At 74.6% G+C, this 18255-nt stretch carries 17 protein-coding genes; 7 read left to right on the top strand and 10 right to left on the bottom strand.

Features of this window, described 5'->3' with window-relative positions; translation table 11 throughout:
- Nucleotides 1–130: 130 nt before the first annotated feature.
- Together ACZ5FU_RS23675 and ACZ5FU_RS23680 are read left to right on the top strand one after the other, a co-directional pair.
- Entirely contained in the window at nt 131–1042 is a 912-nt protein-coding gene (locus ACZ5FU_RS23675; protein ID WP_468838707.1) for a carbohydrate kinase family protein, read from the top strand.
- A gap of 670 nt (nt 1043–1712) precedes the next feature.
- Entirely contained in the window at nt 1713–2840 is a 1128-nt protein-coding gene (locus ACZ5FU_RS23680) for a magnesium and cobalt transport protein CorA (protein WP_451777153.1), read from the top strand.
- Between the two features lie 23 nt (nt 2841–2863).
- Here the strand turns inward: ACZ5FU_RS23680 and ACZ5FU_RS23685 are convergent, their stop codons facing one another.
- The 3 genes from ACZ5FU_RS23685 to ACZ5FU_RS23695 form a co-directional block, all read right to left on the bottom strand.
- Nucleotides 2864–3298 (bottom strand): CBS domain-containing protein, encoded by a 435-nt coding sequence (locus ACZ5FU_RS23685; protein ID WP_451528895.1) that lies wholly within the window; start codon nt 3296–3298, stop codon nt 2864–2866.
- Nucleotides 3299–3522: 224 nt separating this feature from the next.
- Complete coding sequence (locus ACZ5FU_RS23690) at nt 3523–3936, bottom strand: PPOX class F420-dependent oxidoreductase (RefSeq protein ID WP_451528894.1); 414 nt, start codon at nt 3934–3936, stop codon at nt 3523–3525.
- A 73-nt stretch (nt 3937–4009) separates the two neighbouring features.
- Entirely contained in the window at nt 4010–4669 is a 660-nt protein-coding gene (locus tag ACZ5FU_RS23695; RefSeq protein ID WP_451528893.1) for a nucleoside/nucleotide kinase family protein, read from the bottom strand.
- Nucleotides 4670–4891: 222 nt separating this feature from the next.
- On the opposite strand from ACZ5FU_RS23695, the gene ACZ5FU_RS23700 reads away from it, so the two are divergent.
- The 3 genes from ACZ5FU_RS23700 to pdxR all read left to right on the top strand — a co-directional run bounded on the left by ACZ5FU_RS23700 (nt 4892) and on the right by pdxR (nt 9452).
- Complete coding sequence (locus ACZ5FU_RS23700; RefSeq protein ID WP_451528892.1) at nt 4892–5593, top strand: DUF2293 domain-containing protein; 702 nt, start codon at nt 4892–4894, stop codon at nt 5591–5593.
- A 419-nt stretch (nt 5594–6012) separates the two neighbouring features.
- Nucleotides 6013–7500 (top strand): glutamate synthase subunit beta, encoded by a 1488-nt coding sequence (locus ACZ5FU_RS23705; protein WP_468838711.1) that lies wholly within the window; start codon nt 6013–6015, stop codon nt 7498–7500.
- Between the two features lie 530 nt (nt 7501–8030).
- On the top strand, nt 8031–9452 hold the full coding sequence (gene pdxR / locus ACZ5FU_RS23710) for a MocR-like pyridoxine biosynthesis transcription factor PdxR (protein ID WP_451777161.1): 1422 nt from the start codon (nt 8031–8033) through the stop codon (nt 9450–9452).
- A gap of 347 nt (nt 9453–9799) precedes the next feature.
- Here the strand turns inward: pdxR and ACZ5FU_RS23715 are convergent, their stop codons facing one another.
- The 3 genes from ACZ5FU_RS23715 to ACZ5FU_RS23725 form a co-directional block, all read right to left on the bottom strand.
- Complete coding sequence (locus tag ACZ5FU_RS23715; protein ID WP_451528888.1) at nt 9800–10612, bottom strand: SAM-dependent methyltransferase; 813 nt, start codon at nt 10610–10612, stop codon at nt 9800–9802.
- A 101-nt stretch (nt 10613–10713) separates the two neighbouring features.
- A complete protein-coding gene (locus ACZ5FU_RS23720; protein ID WP_363087323.1) occupies nt 10714–10989 on the bottom strand; it encodes a DUF397 domain-containing protein in 276 nt (91 codons plus the stop codon).
- Nucleotides 10990–11850, bottom strand: a complete 861-nt coding sequence (locus tag ACZ5FU_RS23725) for a helix-turn-helix domain-containing protein (RefSeq protein ID WP_451777164.1) — start codon at nt 11848–11850, stop codon at nt 10990–10992.
- Nucleotides 11851–12211: 361 nt separating this feature from the next.
- On the opposite strand from ACZ5FU_RS23725, the gene ACZ5FU_RS23730 reads away from it, so the two are divergent.
- Nucleotides 12212–13402: an ATP-binding protein gene (locus ACZ5FU_RS23730; RefSeq protein ID WP_468838716.1), complete on the top strand. Its 1191-nt coding sequence runs from the start codon at nt 12212–12214 to the stop codon at nt 13400–13402.
- On the top strand, nt 13399–13842 hold the full coding sequence (locus ACZ5FU_RS23735) for a hypothetical protein (protein ID WP_451528885.1): 444 nt from the start codon (nt 13399–13401) through the stop codon (nt 13840–13842). Before ACZ5FU_RS23730 ends, ACZ5FU_RS23735 begins: the two co-directional genes overlap by 4 nt.
- 263 nt (nt 13843–14105) lie before the next feature.
- On the opposite strand, the gene ACZ5FU_RS23740 is transcribed toward ACZ5FU_RS23735, so the two are convergent.
- From ACZ5FU_RS23740 to ACZ5FU_RS23755, 4 genes are all read right to left on the bottom strand, one after another.
- Nucleotides 14106–14282 (bottom strand): hypothetical protein, encoded by a 177-nt coding sequence (locus ACZ5FU_RS23740; protein ID WP_451528884.1) that lies wholly within the window; start codon nt 14280–14282, stop codon nt 14106–14108.
- Between the two features lie 326 nt (nt 14283–14608).
- Entirely contained in the window at nt 14609–16480 is a 1872-nt protein-coding gene (locus tag ACZ5FU_RS23745; RefSeq protein WP_451528883.1) for an FUSC family protein, read from the bottom strand.
- Between the two features lie 409 nt (nt 16481–16889).
- Nucleotides 16890–17600, bottom strand: a complete 711-nt coding sequence (locus ACZ5FU_RS23750; RefSeq protein WP_468838720.1) for a uracil-DNA glycosylase — start codon at nt 17598–17600, stop codon at nt 16890–16892.
- Nucleotides 17601–17647: 47 nt separating this feature from the next.
- Complete coding sequence (locus ACZ5FU_RS23755) at nt 17648–18106, bottom strand: DoxX family protein (protein WP_468838724.1); 459 nt, start codon at nt 18104–18106, stop codon at nt 17648–17650.
- Nucleotides 18107–18255: the final 149 nt, after the last annotated feature.

An 18255-nucleotide genomic window follows, 5' to 3' on the forward strand; every position in this document is an offset into this window, starting at 1 on the left:
CGGTCCGGGCGGGGCGGATCGCCGCTCCGAGGACCCGGGGCCGGCTCCTGACGGGGCGGACCGCGGCTCCGGCGGGCCGGGACCGGTTGCCGTCCCCGCGTCCGGCCGGCGAGGGGGCGGGGCGCTGCTGGTGGTCGGGGACGTCGTCACGGACGTCGTCGCGCGCCACCGGGGGCCGCTGGCCCCGGGGACGGACACGGCCGCGGTGGTCCGGACGCTGCCGGGCGGCGCGGGCGCCAACGTGGCGTGCTGGGCGGCGCACCGGGGCTGTGCGGACGTACGGCTGCTCGGCCGGGTGGGGGCGGAGTCGGCGGCCTGGCACGAACGCGAGCTGGTCGCCTGCGGGGTACGGCCCCTGCTCGTCGTCGATCCCGAGGCACCGACGGGGACGGTGGTCTGCCTGGTCGACACCGGGGCCGCGGCGGAGCGGACGTTCCTCACCGACAGCGGTGCCTCCCTGCGGCTCGAACCGGACGACTGGTCGGACGTGCTGCTCGACGGGGTCGCCCAGCTGCACCTGTCGGGCTATCTGCTGTTCTCCGCGTCGGGACGGGCGCTGGTGCGGACGGCGCTGGCGTCGGCACGCGCGCGGGGGGTGCCGGTGAGCCTGGACCCGGCGTCGGCGGGTTTCCTGGCGGAACTGGGCGCCGACCGGTTCCTGGCCCTGGTGCGGGGCGTGGACGTGCTGCTGCCCAGCCGGGACGAGGCCTGTCTGCTGACCGGATCGGCCGACGGGGCGGACGCGGCCGCCGAACTCAGCCGTCGCGTGCCGCTGGTGGTGGCCAAGCAGGGGGCCGACGGAGCCCTGGTGGCCCGGGGCGGCGCCGTCGTCGCCCGTGTGCGCGCCGTCCCGGCGACACCGCGCGACACGACGGGCGCGGGCGACGCCTTCACCGGCGCGTTCCTCGCCGCCCTGCTCGGGGGCGCGGAGCCCGCGAAGGCCGCGGCCGAGGGGTGCGGAGCGGGCGCGCTGGCGGTGGAGCGGGTGGGCGGCAGACCGGGACGGCGCACCGGAGCGGTGGATCCGGCGCGCGCCGGGTGAGGGTACGGAGCCGCCGCGTGCGACGAGGGTCGGGACCCGGCGGCGCCGTCGACCGTCAGACGCCGTCGACGTCAGGCGCCGTCGACGTCAGGCGCCGTCGACGTCAGGCGCCGTCGGTCGCGGGGCGGGTCCCGGCGGACCGCTGCCGGCGACGGTGACCACGCCTGCCGTCGGCGCCTGTCCCTTCCTCCCCCGGGCCTGGATCATCGGGGCCGTCGCCAGGTCCATGCTTCCTGATCGGCGGCCGAGTCGTCGTGGGGCACTGGGCGGCGAAGCAGGGGAAACCACAAGACGGCAGCCGCCTGACAGCCACACCCAGCACCCCTGGGCGATCCGACCCTACAAATGGCTCGATCAACCCGATCAAGAAGGTGGAGCCGCCTGAGGTGAGGAGGGAGTGGCGGTCGGCTCGCGTCATGCCGCGATCACCCCAGCCGTCCCGGTCGGACGGGGTGGGCGACGCGGCGGGGGACGAGGGCCGGAGACGGTCCCGGCGAGGTGGGAAGCGGATGGGAAGCCGTCCGCGGGGCAGACCCACTTCAGGTCGTCCACAGGCGGGAACCAAGCGGAACGTCCCTTTTCCCCAGGCTTGCCCGGAGTCTGCGCCGGCCTGGCAGACTGGCGCGCCACGGCGTGGGATCACGCAGGGGTATCCGAGAAGGAGGTCGGGATGACCATGGCGGGGAATCTGCGGAAGGTCACTGGCCTGGGCGGGGTGGGCGGCCTGCGCAGGGTGGCGCGTCTGGCCCGGCGGCGGGCCCGGGTCGATCTGAGCCATCCCGCGCGGTCACCGCTGGGTTCCTCGGTGGTGAACTGCGTGACCTACCGCGAGGGCGCGCGCGTCCCGGCCGAGGGCGACCTGGTCGACACCGTGGAGCGGGTGCGCAAGAGCGGGCAAGGATTCGTCTGGCTCGGCCTGCACGAGCCGACGAACGCGGAGTTCGCGGGCATCGCCGACCTCTTCGACCTCCATCCGCTGGCGGTCGAGGACGCGGTCGAGGCCCATCAGCGCCCGAAGGTGGAGCGGTACGGCGAGACGCTGTTCGCGGTGTTCAAGACGGTCTGCTACGTCGAGCACGAACAGCTCACGGCGACGAGCGAGGTGGTCGACACCGGCGAGATCATGGTGTTCGTCGGCCAGGACTTCGTCATCACCGTGCGCCACGGGCGGCACGGCTCGCTGGGCCCGCTGCGCGAAGGGCTGGAGTCCGACCCCGGTCAGCTCGCCAAGGGGCCGTCGGCGGTGCTGCACGCCCTCGCGGACCACGTGGTCGACGAATACCTCAACGTCATCGACGCCGCACAGATGGACATCGACCAGGTCGAGACGGACGTCTTCGCGGAGAACGGGGCGCGGGCCGACCCCGGGCGGATCTACCAGCTCAAGCGGGAACTGCTGGAGCTGAAGCGGGCGGTGGTGCCGCTGAGCCGGCCGCTCCAGGATCTGGCGGCCCGGCCGATGCGGGTGGTCGATCCCGAGATACAGGCCTACTTCCGGGACGTCTCCGACCACCTGTTGCGCGCCACCGAACAGATCGCCGCCTTCGACGAACTGCTCAACTCGATCCTCCAGGCGCACCTCGCCCAGGTCACCGTCGCGCAGAACGAGGACATGCGGAAGATCACCGCCTGGGCCGCGATCGTGGCCGTACCGACCATGATCTGCGGGGTCTACGGCATGAACTTCGACCGCATGCCGGAGCTGCACTGGAAGTACGGCTACGGCATGGCCGTCGGACTGATAACCGCCGCCTGTCTGGCGCTGTACCGCGGCTTCCGCCGCAACGGCTGGCTCTGAGGGGGCGGCTCGCGACGGCCGGGTCAAGAGGGGGCGGTGCCGGTCCTGGCGTAGACGCTCTCGGTCCAGGAGGCCATCTGCTCGTCGGTCAGGTGCCGGGCGAGATCGGCCTCACTGATCATGCCCACCAGGCGCTTGTTCTCGATCACCGGCAGCCGCTTGATCCGGTGTCCCTGCATCTCCTGGAGGACCTCGCCGACGTCGGCGTCGGCGTCGACCCAGCGCGGGGTCCCCTTGGCCATCTGACCGGCGGTGACCTCGGCGGGGTCGTGCCCCATGGCCACACAGCCGACGACGATGTCGCGGTCGGTGAGGATGCCGCAGAGCCGCTCGTTCTCGTCGCTGACGGGGAGGGCTCCGACGTCGAGGTCGCGCATCAACTGGGCGGCGCGGTCGAGGGTCTCGTGGGCGGGGATCCACTGGGCGCCCCGGTGCATGATCTGTCCGGCGGTGGTCATGGCGTGCCTCCCGGTGCGGGGCGGCCGGCGTGACGCGGGGGTGCGCCGCCGTCCCGGCGCCCTGCACTCTCGTGTTCCGGCGTCCCATTCTCTCCGGGCCCTCCGTCGATCGCACGTCCGGCGGGAGACGGCGGGCGGCAGGGACCCGCCGGCGGGAGAACCGGGCGGCAGTGGGCCGGTCGGGGAGGAGGGCCGGGTGGCGGAGGGGAGGTGCCGAAAACGCTTCAGACCGAGAAGCCGACGATCTTCCGCGGGACGACGCGGATGATCAGGCGCGCCTCGTCGTCCTTCTCGGCCGGCGGGTCGGTGCCGAGGTATTTGTGCGACAGCTCGTGCGGCAGGCGCTTGTCGTCGTCGGGGAGGATCTCGGCGGTCCCGCGGATCTCCACGGACGTGTAGGGATCGGCGAGGTCGAACACCGAGAGGCTGACGCGGGGGTCACGGCGGAGGTTGCGCACCTTCTGCCGTCCGTCGGTGGAGGAGAACAGGACGGTGTCGCCCTCGCGTTTGATCCAGACCACCGAGTTCTGGGGAGCCCCGTCGGGGCCGAGGGTGGCCACGGACGCGAAGTTCCTGCCGTCGAGGAGGCGGCGGACCGAGGCGTCGAGGGAGACGGGCGTACCGGAGGAGAACGTCATGACGGCAGCCTAGTTGCATGCACGTGCATTTAAAAGTGTCGGGCGGCCGGAAGCGGCGGGTGACGGCATCGGGTCAGCGGCCGTCCCCGGAGTGCCCGCTCCACGCCGGGCGTCGTGGGTCGTCCGCGCGGACCAGGACGTCCGCCGTGGCCACCGGGTCGGTCTCCTGGTCGTAGCGCTCGAAGGCGGGCAGAGTCCACCGGTCCGCCTCGGCGGTGCGGCGGTGCAGGGCGGGCGGGGAGAGGAGGACGTGGACGGTCAGGTCGAAGGGGAACCAGTGGCGCAGCAGGAGGGGGCCGTGGAGCAACAGGAAACCGCCCCGCGGGAGCGGGACGTAGGGACTGCGGGTGGCCCGGTCGGTGACCGGGTCCCACAGGTCGGGCAGGATCCGTCCGTCACCGCCGGGTTCGAGGGGGCCGAACACCTCGCGCCACAGGGCGCCGGTGTCGAACCAGCCGTCGTAGTAGGCCTCGACGTCGTGGTGGCCGTACTCCAGGCGGACGGAGGCCGGGCGCAGGAAGCCCTGGGTGTCGATGGCGCGGGAGGGGCGTCCGCGTATCCGCAGCGCCTCGGCGACGCGTTCGGCGAGGTCGCCCGGTCGGGCCGCCGGGGCGCCGTCGAAGGCGATGCGTGGCCACGGGCTGCCGTCCTCCGGCTTCAGGTCGAGCAGGCGGTCGGCGAGGAGGTCACCGAGGCGTTCCCATGTGATCGCTTCGAGTCGCACACGGCCCATGATGCGACAGACACCGGTCCCGGACGACCATGTCGTCCCCACCGGGCCTGCCACGGGGAGGAGAGGCGCGGCGGAGACGGTCCGGACGCGTTCGAGGCGGCGGTGTCCCGCCGCACCCGGATGTCCGTCGCACGGGACGGGCTGAGCTCGTTGCGGGCTGAGCTCGTTGCGGGCGGGTGCGACGACCGGGTGGGCGGGTTCGGGAGGGGGAATGCAGCCGGTATGCGGGTTCCCCTGACTCCACTGCCCGGCAGCGGGCTTGTCGCGGTCCAGCCGTCGCGCCGTCGGCACTGTGCGGGATGCCGACGAGGACCGCTGCCGCTGCTCGTCGTCGAGGACGGCGTGCCGCACTGTCTCGGCTGCGTGGACCTGGGGCATCTCGTCTTCCTGCCGCGCGGCGACACGGCGCTCACGCGCAGGGCGCGGCAGGAGAGCGGGCTCTCCGTGATCGTCGTGCGGTTCGACCGCCGCAGGGGGCGCTACGAGCGGCGGGGCGTCCTCGTCGAGGAGGCCGGGCTGGCGCGGGCGGAGGCGCGATGCCTGGCGGACGCCGAGGCACGGGGACGGCGCCGGGTGCGGGACGCGCGGCGGCGGGTGGCACAGGACGCGCGGTTCACGGAGGCGTTCGCGGAGGAGGTCCTGCGGCTGTTCCCCCACTGCCCGCGGGACCGGGCCGGCACGATCGCCGCGCACGCGTCGGAGCGGGGCAGCGGACGGGTGGGACGCAGTGCCGCCGGGCGGCTGCTGTCCGAGGGCGCGGTCGTGTCGGCGGTCGTGGCGTCCGTACGGCATCTGGACACCCCGTACGACGAACTGCTGATGAGGGGGGTGCCTCGGCGGGAGGCGCGGCAGCGGATCACGGCGGGCGTGGCGGCGGTACTGCGGGAGTGGGGGTGGGGGGAGGCCGGTGCCGTCGGCCGCTGAGGTCGGCGGCACCGGACGGGCCGGCCTCCGGGTCCGTCGGCGCGGCCGGGCCGGGGGCCGTGGTCGCGGAGGTGACGGTCGTGCGGCGGCCCGACGAGGGGCACGGCGAACGTGGCCTCCTCCCGGCCGGTGTACGGGCGGTGCGGACCGTCCGGAACGACGTTCGCGCGGTCGCCTCGACCGGCGTCGCGCTCGCCCGCGCGCCGGCCCCGGCGGGTGTCGCCCCGACGTCCGATCCCGGCCCAGGCGGGTGTCGCCCTGACGTCCGGCCGCGCTGCCCGACGGGCTGCTCCCGGCCGGGCACTTCCCGGCAGGCGTTGCCCGGCGCCCTGCGCGGGGCGCGGAGCGGACGTATCGTGGCCGCAAGAGTGCCGCCCGATGACGCACGGCCCCGTCGCAAGCGCGCGAGGAAGACGGCCATGGCCGATCCCAAGGGTTTCCTGACCACGCCCCGCCAGGAGTGGCCGCGTCGGCCGGTGGGAGAGCGGGTCCGGGACTGGGACGAGGTGTACGTCCCCGGGGCGCTGCTCCCCCTCGTCGGCGCACAGGCCGACCGCTGCATGGACTGCGGCGTCCCGTTCTGCCACGACGCCTGCCCGCTCGGCAATCTGATCCCCGAGTGGAACGACCTGGTCTCCCGCGAGGACTGGCGGGCGGCGAGCGACCGGCTGCACGCGACGAACAACTTCCCGGAGTTCACGGGGCGGTTGTGCCCCGCTCCGTGCGAGGCGGGTTGCGTGCTCGCCATCAACCAGCCCGCCGTCACCATCAAGAACGTCGAGGCCGCCGTCGCCGACCGGGCCTGGGCGGACGGACTCACCCCGCCCCGGCCACCGGACCGGCTGTCCGGACGGACGGTGGCGGTGATCGGCTCCGGGCCGACCGGACTGGCCGCCGCCCAACAGCTGACGCGGGCCGGGCACACGGTCGCCGTCTACGAGAAGGACGACCGGATCGGCGGGCTGATGCGGTACGGCATTCCCGAGTTCAAGATGGAGAAGCGGCAGCTGGACCGCCGGATCGAGCAGATGCGGGCGGAGGGCACGAAGTTCCGTACGTCGACCACGGTCGGGCGCGATGTCATGGCCGATGATCTGCGGACACGTCACGACGCCGTGGTGATCGCCACCGGAGCGACCGAGTGGCGGGAACTCCACGTGCCGGGGCGGGAGCTGACCGGTATCCAGCAGGCGATGGAGTACCTGCCGCTGGCCAACCGGGTGTGCGAGGGAGATCTGGAGCGGTCCCCGATGTCCGCCGCGGGCAGGCACGTCGTCATCGTCGGCGGCGGCGACACGGGTGCCGACTGTCTGGGCACGGCGTTGCGGGAGGGTGCCGCGTCGGTGACGCAGCTGGACATCTACGCCCGGCCGGGTACGGAGCGCGACGAGGACACCGATCCCTGGCCGACGTATCCGAAGATCTACCGGCTGTCCGCCGCGCACGAGGAGGCGCGCGAACTCGGTGTCGCTCCGGCGGCGGACGCGGACGCGTGCCTGTTCGCGGCGTCCACGCTCCGCTTCACCGGCGACGGGAGCGGGCACGTCCGGGCGCTGCACCTCGTCGAGGTCGACGCGAGGCGGCGGCCGGTGGAGGGCACCGCGCGGGCGCTCCCCGCCGACCTCGTCCTGCTCGCCCTCGGCTTCTCCGGTCCCGACCGGGACGACGGGCTCACCGAACAGCTGGGGCTGGCGCTGGAGCCGCGCGGCACGATCGCGCGGGACGCGGGCTTCGCGACGAACGTGCCCGGGATCTTCGCCGCCGGGGACGCCGCGCGCGGGCAGTCGCTGATCGTGTGGGCCATCGCGGAGGGACGGTCGGTCGCCGCGGCCGTCGACCGCCATCTGACGGGAAGCTCACGGCTGCCGGCACCGATCGGGCCGTACGACCGCCCGATGAGTGCGTAGGCAGGCGCGCGAACGGCCGACGCGCGGGCGGGGACCGGCGGCCGGGGACCGGCGGCCGGTGCGACGCACGGCCGGTGGGACTCGTGGCCGGTGACCGTGCGGTGCCGCCGGCCCGCGGGCGGCCGCTTGAGCGCTCGTCGGAGCCCGCCACCCCCGCGGTGGCCAGGGCGGCCCGGTTCCAGGTGTCGATCGTGCGGACGAGGGCCGGTGCCCGGACGGGTTCCGCGCCGTCGGAACAGGCCGCGGCCGCCGCGTGGACGTCGTCCGGGACACCTCCGTCGGCCACCGGGGGAGCTCCTCGGCCGGGGCCGGGGCGACCTGCTCCTTCTCCGCACGGAAGTGCCGGGCCCCACGCCGGACCGCGACCAGGGGCAGCCGGTACTCCTCTCGCCGGCCCTGCGTGCGTCGTTCGTGTGCAGGTGCAGGCGGTACGCGCAGTGGTCGAGGGAAGGGAGGCGCGGTTCTGGGCGTTCGCCGTCGTCACGCAGATCGATCCACGAGCCGGAAGACCCTCTGTAAGGTGCATTTCCATGGAGGGATCATGGGCCGATTCCGCTGAGCGGATCGGTGCCGACCTGCATCTGGAGCTGTCCGGAGCGGGCGGACGGCGGGCCGCGCTGATCCGGGCGCTGCGCGAGGCCGTGCGCGGCGGACGGCTTCCGGCGGGCACCCGGCTGCCGCCCTACCGTTCCCTCGCGGCCGATCTCGGGGTGGCACGCAACACGGTGGCCGACGCCTACGCCGAACTGGTGGCGGAGGGCTGGCTGACGGCCCGCCAGGGATCCGGTACACGGGTCGCCGACCGCGCGGAGCCCTTGCGACACGCCGCGCGAAGGCCCGTCGAGACACCCCCACGCGCGCGTGGCCCGCGGCACGACCTGCGCCAGGGCACCCCGGACACGTCGGCTTTCCCGCGTGCGGCCTGGCTGGCGTCCTACCGGCGGGCGCTCCAGCAGGCGCCCAACGAGGTGTTCGGTCCCGGTGACCCCGCCGGGCGCCGCGAGTTGCGCGAGGCGCTCACGGAGTACCTGGCACGCGCGCGCGGCGTGCGCACCGCACCCGACCGCATCGTGATCTGCTCCGGCTTCGCGCACGCGCTGCGGCTGCTGTTCGGCGGGGGCCGGCACGGGGGCGGGGTGCTGCGCGGTCCGCTGGCGGTGGAGGCGTACGGCCTGGGGTTCCACCGGGAGTTGCTGGCCGCGGCGGGCGTGCGGACGGTGCCGCTCCCCCTGGACGAGGACGGGGCGCACGTGGGTCTGCTGGGGCGCGAGCGGGGCGTGCTGCTCACGCCCGCCCACCAGTTCCCGACCGGTGGTCCGCTGCACGCGAGCCGTCGGGCCGCCGTGATCGACTGGGCACGCGCGCGGGGCGCCGTGGTGCTGGAGGACGACTACGACGGCGAGTTCCGCTACGACCGCAAGCCCGTCGGCGCGCTCCAAGGCCTGGACCCCGAGCACGTGATCCATGTCGGCTCGGTCAGCAAGAGCCTGTCCCCGGCCCTGCGGCTGGGCTGGATGGTGCTGCCGGAGCGGTACGTCGGCGCCGTCCTCGCGGCCAAGGGCGACCGGGAGGCCTGGGCGAGCGCGCCGGACCAGCTGGGCCTGGCGGACCTCATCGTCTCCGGGGCCTACGACCGCCACGTGCGGCGCATGCGACAGCGGTACCGGGGCCGCCGGGACCGCCTGGTGGCGGCGCTGGCCGAGCACGCGCCGCGGGTCGGCGTCACCGGGGTCGCGGCCGGGCTGCACGCGGTGCTGCGGCTGCCGCCGGGCACCGAGCGGGCCACGGTCGAGGCGGCCGGCCGGCAGGGCATCGCGCTGGACGGCCTGGCCGGCTTCCGGCACCCGGAAACGGGCGCGGCGGCGCACGACGGGCTGGTCGTGGGGTACGCCACGCCCGCCGAGCACGCCTACGGGGCGGCGCTGGAGGCCCTGCTCGGCGTGCTGCCCTGAGCCGGCCCCCGCTCCCGTGCTCGTCGGCGTGCCGCCCGAGCCGGCCACCGCTCCCCGCCCCGCCGCCTATCCCCCGGCCCGTCGCAGGCCCCCGGCCCCGCCGGACGGGGCATCGGGCTCCGTCCCGAGGAGCCGGCCTCGAACACCGGACCCCGACCGTCGCCCGGCACGGTCGGTTCCGGACGCCGACGACCGCCCGACGCGGTCGGTTCCGGACGCCGACGACCGCCCCGCCGAGTCCCGTCATCCCGCACCGGCACAACGGCGGAATCCCGTCGTGCCGCACCGACACACCGACGCACCGCCGGACCGCCGAAACCCGTCGCGCGCCCCGGCCCGCCCGACGCCTACGGCTTGCGTGCCACCGCGCCGTAGCCGGGGATGACGCCGTCCTCCTGGCCCGGCACCGGCTCACCGAGTTCGGGGTGCCACTCGGGCACCACCGCGACACCGGGTTCGACCAGTTCCAGTCCGTCGAAGAAACGGCCGAACTCGTCGCGCGAGCGCAGCGCCAGCGTGACACCGGCCGCCTTGAGCTTCGCCGTGGCCGCCGCGGACTCCTCCGGGGTGAAGTCGGCGGTGGCGTGGGTCATCATCAGGTAGCTGCCCGAGGGGACCGCGGCGAGCAGCCGGTCGACCAGCTCGTGGGCCCCGTCCTCGTCGGAGACGAAGTGCAGCAGCGCGATGAGCGAGAGCGCCACGGGACGTTCGAAGTCGAGGACCTTCCGGGCGCCTTCGACGATGGTGGCCGGGTCCCGGACGTCCGCCTGGAGGTACTCGGTGACGCCCTCGGGGGTGCTGCGCAGCAGGGCGGCCGCGTGGGCCAGGACGATCGGGTCGTTGTCGCAGTAGACGACGGCGGCGTCGGGCGCGACCTGCTGGGCGACCTGGTGGAGGTTCGGCTCGGTCGGGATGCCCGTGCCGATGTCCAGGAACTGCCGGACGCCGTGGCCCGCGAGCCAGCGCGTGGCGCGGTGCATGAACGCCCGGTTGACCCGGGCCATCACCGGGACGCGGGGATCGAGGGCCAGCATCTGCCGGCCCATCTCCTCATCCACGGGGTAGTTGTCCTTGCCACCGAGGTACCAGTCGTACATCCGCGCGGGGTGCGGCTTGCCGGTGTCGATCTCGACGGCTCCGGCGGGGTCCTGCCCGGTCATGACGAACTCCATGAGCATGTGACACGAATAATGATCAAGTCAGTACCAAGATAAGGAAGTTGAGTAAAAGATGCGCAGGAAGAAGGAACAGGTGGATCGGTTCAGGACAGCAGGAAGTCCGCCTCTCCCGCCTTCGCGCCCTGGATGAAGGCCGTCATCTCGTCGGAGGTGTAGATCAGCGCCGGACCGTCGGGGTCGGTGGACTGGCGGACGGCGATCCGGCCGTCGGCGAGCTTCATGGCCTCCAGGCAGTTGCCTCCGTTGCCGCCGCTCCACGGCTTGTGCCAGCCCTCGCTGCCCAGTTCCCTCGCGGGCATGCCGTTGTAGATCCGCTGAGCGCGGCCACGCGGCCTGGTCGGGGACTTGATGCGTTCCATTCACAACTCCTTGCGGAGATCCTGGAGGATCTCCTTCGTGCGATGTGCAGTGGCGGCCTGTGCCGCCATGCGGTCCATGACCTCGAGGTGGGTCGCCACCTCGGTGCGCGCGTCCAGGTAGACGGCGCCGGTCAGGTACTCGCCGTAGACCATGTCCGGAAGTTCGGGCATGGCGAATCGGAACAGCACGAAGGGCCCGTACGTGCCGGGATGCGGCCCCGCGGAGAACGGGGCGATCTGCAGCGTCACGTTGGGCAGCTTCATGGCGTCGAGCAGTTTGTCGATCTGCGCGCGCATCACCTCCGGGCCGCCCACCGGGCGGCGCAGCACGGTCTCGTCCATGACCACCCACAGCCGGGGCGCGTCCTCGCGCGTGAGCAGCCCCTGGCGTTGCATGCGCAGGTCGACGTGGCGTTCGATGTCCTCCGGCCGGGTCTGGCCGATGGCTCCGGACTTCAGCACTCCGCGCGCGTAGTCCTCGGTCTGCAGCAGGCCGGGGACGAAGTGCGGTTCGTACTGGCGGATCAGGGCCGCGGCGCCCTCGAGGCTGACGTGCATCGAGAACCAGCCGGGCAGCACGTCGTGGAAGCGCTGCCACCAGCCCGGCCGGTTGGCCTCCTCGGCCAGCTGGACGAAGCCCTCGGCCTCCGCGTCGGTGACGCCGTACGCCTTCAGCAGCAACTGGAGGTAGGGGATCTTGAGGGAGACCTCGGCCATCTCCATGCGGCGGACCGTGGCGGGCGCGACGCGGAGGATGCGGGCGGCCTCCTCGCGCTTGAGCCCCGCCCCCTCCCGCAGGTCCAGCAGGCGCCGGCCGAGGACGACCTGTCCCACCGTCGGCGCGGACCGCGGTTCGCTCACGCTCCACCTCCACGAAGAGCCCGGCCGACGGCTCACTTGGCCCGGCCGGGCGATCACGAGAACTTCCCGACAGCCGTGCGGCGCCACCCGAAGACCTGATTCGAAGGTGCGTACGAATACGTACGGAACTCCGGTGATCCCAACTGGCGCCGCTCGACATGCTGTTGCGAGCAGTGTGCCACGGCCTTTCACCGCGTCACACGGCACTCTGCATTTTTCAGAGTGACACTTGCCAAGTGTTCACGGCGGGGCGATAGTGGCAAGCGTGATTCCGTCCGCGCCCTTAGGAACAGACGCTGCCGCAGGCCACCCCCAGGGTCTCGGTGCCGATGCGGGTTCCCCCGGTCGAGCGCATTCGAGAGTGGGGGAGGGAGCGGGCTTCGACCAGGCCGCTGCCCAGCGCCGGTTCCGGTTCGAACTGGCCGCGCATCCGGGTTCCCCGGCGCAGGCCAGACGTCTGGCGCGGGCCCGGCTGACCGGCTGGTCGGTGTGCGAGGACACCTGTGACACGGCCGCCCTGGTCATATCCGAGCTGGTCACCAATGCCGTCGTGCACACCGCGAGCGGCGTGGTCGTCTGCGAGCTGTACGACGGTGACGACCTCGTGCGCATAGCCGTGCGCGACGAGGGCTGCGCGCCCGGCGAGCCGCACCCCTCGCCGCAGCGTCCCGAGGAGGAACACGGGCGGGGCCTGTTCCTCGTCGACGCCCTCTGTCACTCCTGGGGCGCCCAGGAGCACGGCTCCGGACTGCTGGTCTGGGCGGACCTGTCCCGCCGGGCCTCCGATGCCCCCCAGGAGCCCGGGAACCCCGGAAGCTCCGGTGAAACCGCTCTCCCCGGGCACGCCGGGCGTTCCGAGGACGCCGTCGGTCGCGGGCACTCCGGCCGCTCCGCGCACTCCGCCGGGCGACGCGACGACCTCACCGTCCACGACGCCCCCGCCGCCGACCCGGTCCGCGTCCCGCGTGCCGACCTCGGCTGGGGCGCCCGCCCGAAGCCGGACCCGGCCGGCGGCCCGGACGACGAGGCCGACGCCCCCGACGAGCACAACGATCAGGCAGACGCCCGGCTCCAGGACGTGCCGCACACAGACCTGCGGCACACAGACGTCCGGCACGGCGGCCTCCGGCACGCAGACACCCGGCACGCAGAGACCCCGCACGGACACCCGGTGCACGGTGCCGCCGGGGACGGACACGACGGACACGGTGACGCCGGGACCGCCGAGCAGGCCCGCAGGACGCACCCCGCGGAAGGGCGCACGGAAGCCCGCGCCTCCGGCCACCCGCACCGGCCCTCCCACACCCTCGCCGACGGCCGGTCCGACACCGCCCGGCCGGGTGTCCCCCTCGGCCGGCTCCCGTACCCGTCCGACGGCCCTCCGCCCCGCATCGCGCCGCAGTGGCACCGCGGCCCGGGGACCGGCGAGTCCTCCAGGCCCGCCGACCGTGCCGACCACGCGCTCGACACGACGGGCGGGGCGCCCGTCCGGCGCCCGCACCCCGGCACGGATCCCGTGGGCCTCCCCCCGCGCGGCCGGGACACGGCATGAGCGCGGCCCCCGGCCGGATCGGGGTGCTCAGCCTGGACACACTCGTCCGCCTGGGACGCGGCCTCGGCGACGACCCCCCGCGGGTTCCGCACCGGCTCGCGGTTCCCGAGGGGATGACGGCCCCGCTGGGCTGCGACGCCGTGGCCGTCCCGGCGCCGCTGGGCCCGCTGGTCATGCCCCGCCTCCCGCGGGTGGGCTGCGTGTACGCCGACGAGGCGCACTGGTGGTGGCTGGTGCCGTCGGACTCCGACTACGCCCTGGAGTGGCCCGCTCCCACGCGGTACGCGACGGGCGCGGTCGTACCGGACTCCCGGCGGGCCCCCGGCCTCATCCACCGGCCGGACGGCACCCTGCCCTACACCCCGCCCATCCCGCTCTACCTGACGCTGTGCCGCCTCACGGACACCCCGCCCACCTGGTCGCGGCCGATCAGCGCGTGACGCGCGTCCGGGTGCCCGGCACCGGGCCCTGATCGCTCCGTGGCCCTGACGCGGTCCTCGGCCCCTCGGCGGCGCCCGTCCGCGCCCGGCGTCCGACGTACCCGGTGCGCGCCCCGGAGCCGGGCCGGCTCCGGAGTCAGGCGCCCTCGACGAGCCGCCGGCCGGGGGCGAGGGGTGCGCGGAACCTCATGTGCCGTCGGCCGGGCCGTCCGCCGGTCCGCCGACGGGCCCGGCACCCGCCGCGGAGGCGGGCCGGCGCGGCGTCAGTCGGTGGCCTCGCCGCCCCGGACGACCACCAGGAACGTGTCGGTCGCGAGGTCCATGACAACCTCGGCGGCCAGTCCCTCGCTGCGTCGCGCCTGCGCGAACTCCTCCGCGGGCCACGATCCACGCGGCCCACCCGCGGGAAAGCGTTCGAGCACCGTTCGCCCGTTCACCATCTCGCACACCTCCGATAAGCGTCGTACCTGTAGGAGTTAACGCTCTTCGGAGAGGGAACGCCTCGGTCGGTGACCTTACTGAGACGCAGTTGACACAAGTTCAACGCGGAGTGTGAGGACCGGATCACCTTCCGAACGCGCCTGCCACCCTTCGCGTCGGAATCCGTACACACCGTGTCCTCGACCCCGGGTCCCCGGGCCCCGGCTTCCCGGGTCCCCGGCTTCGGCGCGCGCGGAGGGCCGCCGCCGGGCCGCCCGGTGGCGCACCCCGCACCCCACGTACCGGGCCCGCGCACCGGGCCGTGCCGGCCCGTCCGGGAGCGCGGTCACACCACGACGGCCGGGTCCGTGACGTGGTCCGGCAGCCCCACCCGTTCCCGGTGTGCGGCCAGTTCCGCGAGGAGTTCGGTGAGCCGGTCGCTGTGGCGGCGGTCGAGCCGGCCGGTGTCGTCGAGGTGGACGGCGGCGGCGGTGGCCGTGTCGACGAGGCGTTCGAGGAGGGCGGCGACCTCGTCGGTGCCCTCGGTGTGCCGGGCGAGCGCGGGCAGTTCTGCGGCCGAGAGGGCGATGGCGGCGCGGGCCTCGGCGAGCGCCCGGTAGGCCTCGCGGCGCAGGGTCCAGCGGGCGGCACGGTCGTCGGGGCCGTTCCGGCCGTCCAGTACATGAACGAGGTAGACGTGCGCGGCGCCCGCGGCGGACGCGAGCCGGGCGCGCACCTGCCCGCCGCGCTCCCCCGGCATCGGCAGGTGTCCGACGACGAGCACGAGCGCGCAGGCCAGCAGCGTCTCGCCGATGCGCCCGACGGAGGCCTGGGGCTCCCCTCCGACCATGACGAGCGACAGGACCAGGACGGTGACGACGGCGGTCTGCGCGGCGAAGTGGCGCGTGGCGACGGGGATCAGCGCCCCGCACACGGCGACCAGGGCGACCAGCCCCTCCGGGCGGGGCAGCACGGCGGCGAACCCGGCGAAGAGCAGCGCCCCCAGCACCGTCCCGGCGGCCCGGCACAGCACGCGGGAGACCAGCGGCCCGAGGTCGGGCTTGACGAGGAAGACGGCGGTGGCGGGCAGCCAGTACCAGTGCGTGTGCTGCCCGTACCAGCCCGAGTGGTGCAGTGCCTGGGCGATGGCGGCACTGGCGCCGAAGCAGAGGGCGACCCGCAGCCCGTACTCCCGTCCACCGGCCCCGAACGTGGTCCGCAGCAGGTCCCGGGCGCCGCGCCGACGCGTGTGCAGGTCCGATCCGACGCCCCGGTCGAAGGCGTCCGCGGCCCGGAGCAGGGCGTCGTCCAGGGCCCGCAGCGCGGGCGCGGACCGGGCGGGCGCGGGCAGCGGTCCGGTGGCCGTGTTCTCCCGTACGGCGGCGGCGAGGCGCCGGGGTCCCTCGGCGGCCCGGTCGGTGAGGGGGGCGCCGGCCCAGGCGAGGGCGGTGGCGGCCTCGGCGAGGGGCAGGGCGGCGGCGTACTGGGCGTGCAGCCGGCGTTCGGCCGCGGAACTGGCGTAGCGGCGCAGTCTGGGCCCGGCGAGGGCGTCCTGGGCGTGGTCGAGAGCGGCGGTGAGGGCGGCCCGGCGGGCGGTGGCGTGCTCGGTGCCGGCGGCGTCGAGGAGGGCGGCGACGGCCTCGTACACGCCGGCCACGGCCGCCCGCTCCCCGTCGAAGCGGAAGTCTCCGGCCAACGCGCCCGGCGTGGGCAGGGCGAGCCGCAGCACGATCAGCCATCCCGCGCCGGCGAGGAAGGCGAGGGCCCGTGCCCCGCCGCTGTCGGGCAGGGGCATGCCCGCGCCGATCGCCGCGGCGACGAGGAGCTGGGTCGCGCCTCCGGAGGCGACGGGCCCGACGGCGCTCACACCGCCGGCGAGGAGGCCCAGACCGGTGAGGAGGAGCGTCAGCGCGACCGGCCCGGTGTGGTCGCCGGCGTACGTCCCGACGAGGAGTCCGGCCGCTCCGGCGAGCGCGGGCGCTCCGAGCCGCCGGACGGCGGTGCGCCGGCTGCCGGGGCGGTCGTTGATCCCGGCGAGCATGGCGGCGATGGCGGCGACGACCCCGAGGGAGGCGTGCCCGGCCAGGACGGCGGTGAGCAGCAGCGGTCCCGCGGCGAGCGCGCCGCGGACGACCGCACTCCACGGGACGGGCCCGCGCTGGGCGCGCAGGGCGTGCGCGAGCCAGGGCGGCAGGGTGGTGGGCGGGCGAACGGCCACGGCAGAACGCGGGGACACAGGGCTCCGTTCGGACGAGGGCGGGCGTGCCTTCGGGCGACGGTGGCCGGGGCTGCTGCTTGGGGCTGTGTCTCCACAGTACGGGGCGATCGGGGAGAAGGCGGAACGGCCGCGTTTCGAAGAGGTGACGCCTGGGCCGGATCCGGGGTTCTCCCTTCCGGCCGAGCCACCCTGGGCAGGTCGACGGGGTGAGGCCGACCGGGTGAGGTCGACCGGGTGAGGTCGACCAGGTCCGGCTCGCCGGCAGCGGCAGGCAGGCCGGACCGACAACGCCGAGCCGAGCCGGCTCAAGCCGGGTCGCAACGGCAACGGCAACGGCAACGGCAGACCGGGCCGGACCGACACCGGCGGGCCGGCCTGGCGGCAGGAACAGGCCGGCCGCGCCGGGGCGTCAGTTCAGTCCCGCCGCCGTCGCCGCCGTGCGCAGTACCTCCCGCAGCATCTCCGGGGTGAGGCGCCCGGTGAAGGTGTTGCGCTGGCTGACGTGGAAGCAGCCGAAGAGGTCCAGGCCGTCGAGCGGTACCCGCGCCCCGTGCGCGAAGGCCGGCCGGGGCCGGGGCACGGCCCATCCCGCCTCGGCGAACGCGGGCAGCGCGGCCTGCCAGCCGAACGCCCCCAGCACGACGGCCGCCCGCACCGTCGGCCGCAGCAGTCGCAGTTCCTGGACCAGCCACGGCCGGCAGGTGTCCCGCTCCCACGGGGTCGGCTTGTTGGCGGGCGGCGCGCAGTGCACCGGGGAGGTGACCCGCACGCCGTGCAGGGCGAGGCCGTCGTCGGCGGACACGGAGGTCGGCTGCGAGGCGAGCCCCACGTCGTACAGCGCCTGGTACAGCACGTCCCCGGAACGGTCGCCCGTGAACATCCGGCCCGTACGGTTCCCTCCGTGCGCGGCCGGAGCCAGCCCCACGATCAGCAGCCGCGCGTCGGCCGGACCGAACCCCGGCACCGGCCGCCCCCAGTAGGTCCAGTCGGCGAAGGCCGCCCGCTTCGTGCGAGCCACCTCCTCCCGCCATGCGACGAGTCTGGGGCAGGCCCGGCACCCCGCGACCCGCCGGTCCAGGGCGGGAAGGGGAGCGGGGTCCAGCGGTGCGTCCGGGGCCATGGGTCTACGGTAAGGCGGGGTCGGGGGGCCGGACGGCCCGGTCCGGGTCACCGCGTGCGCCGCACCAGCCGCAGCAGGTCCCGCACGGAGCCGCGTCGGGCCCAGGCGATCAGGGCCAGCGGGACGAGCAGGACGAGGGGCGTCGCCGCGTTCTGCCCGTCCATGGCCACGATCGTCACGATGAACGCGCCCACCATGAGCGCTCCCAGGCAGACCGCGGCCACCGACCGGAGGACCGGGATAAGCAGGGCGATCGCGCCGGCCAGTTCGAGGACGCCGATGGCGTACATGCCGGTGCTGCCCCAGCCCAGCTTGTCGAAGCCCTCGGCCGCCGACGGGTGGGCGATCAGCTTCGGCAGTGCGCTGGCGATCCCGTAGAAGAGAGCGAGCAGCACCTCCAGTCCGCGCAGTGCGAGGCGGGCACGCCTGCGTCCGGGGTTCGTCGACTCGGACGGAACGGCGACGGCGGAAGCAGCGGAGGGGAGCGGTGCCGTGGTCTCGGACATGGAGGTCTCCTGGGGGAAGCGGCGGGTGATGCTGTCGGAGGGACAGACCGCTCCCCCGTCGTGAACTCATCGCTCCGCGCCGGACTTCATCGCCTGACCGCCCGCACCCAGATCCCGTCCTCGGCCAGATATCGGGTTCCCCGCCCACC

This window comes from Streptomyces sp. NPDC031554 (assembly GCF_055580685.1).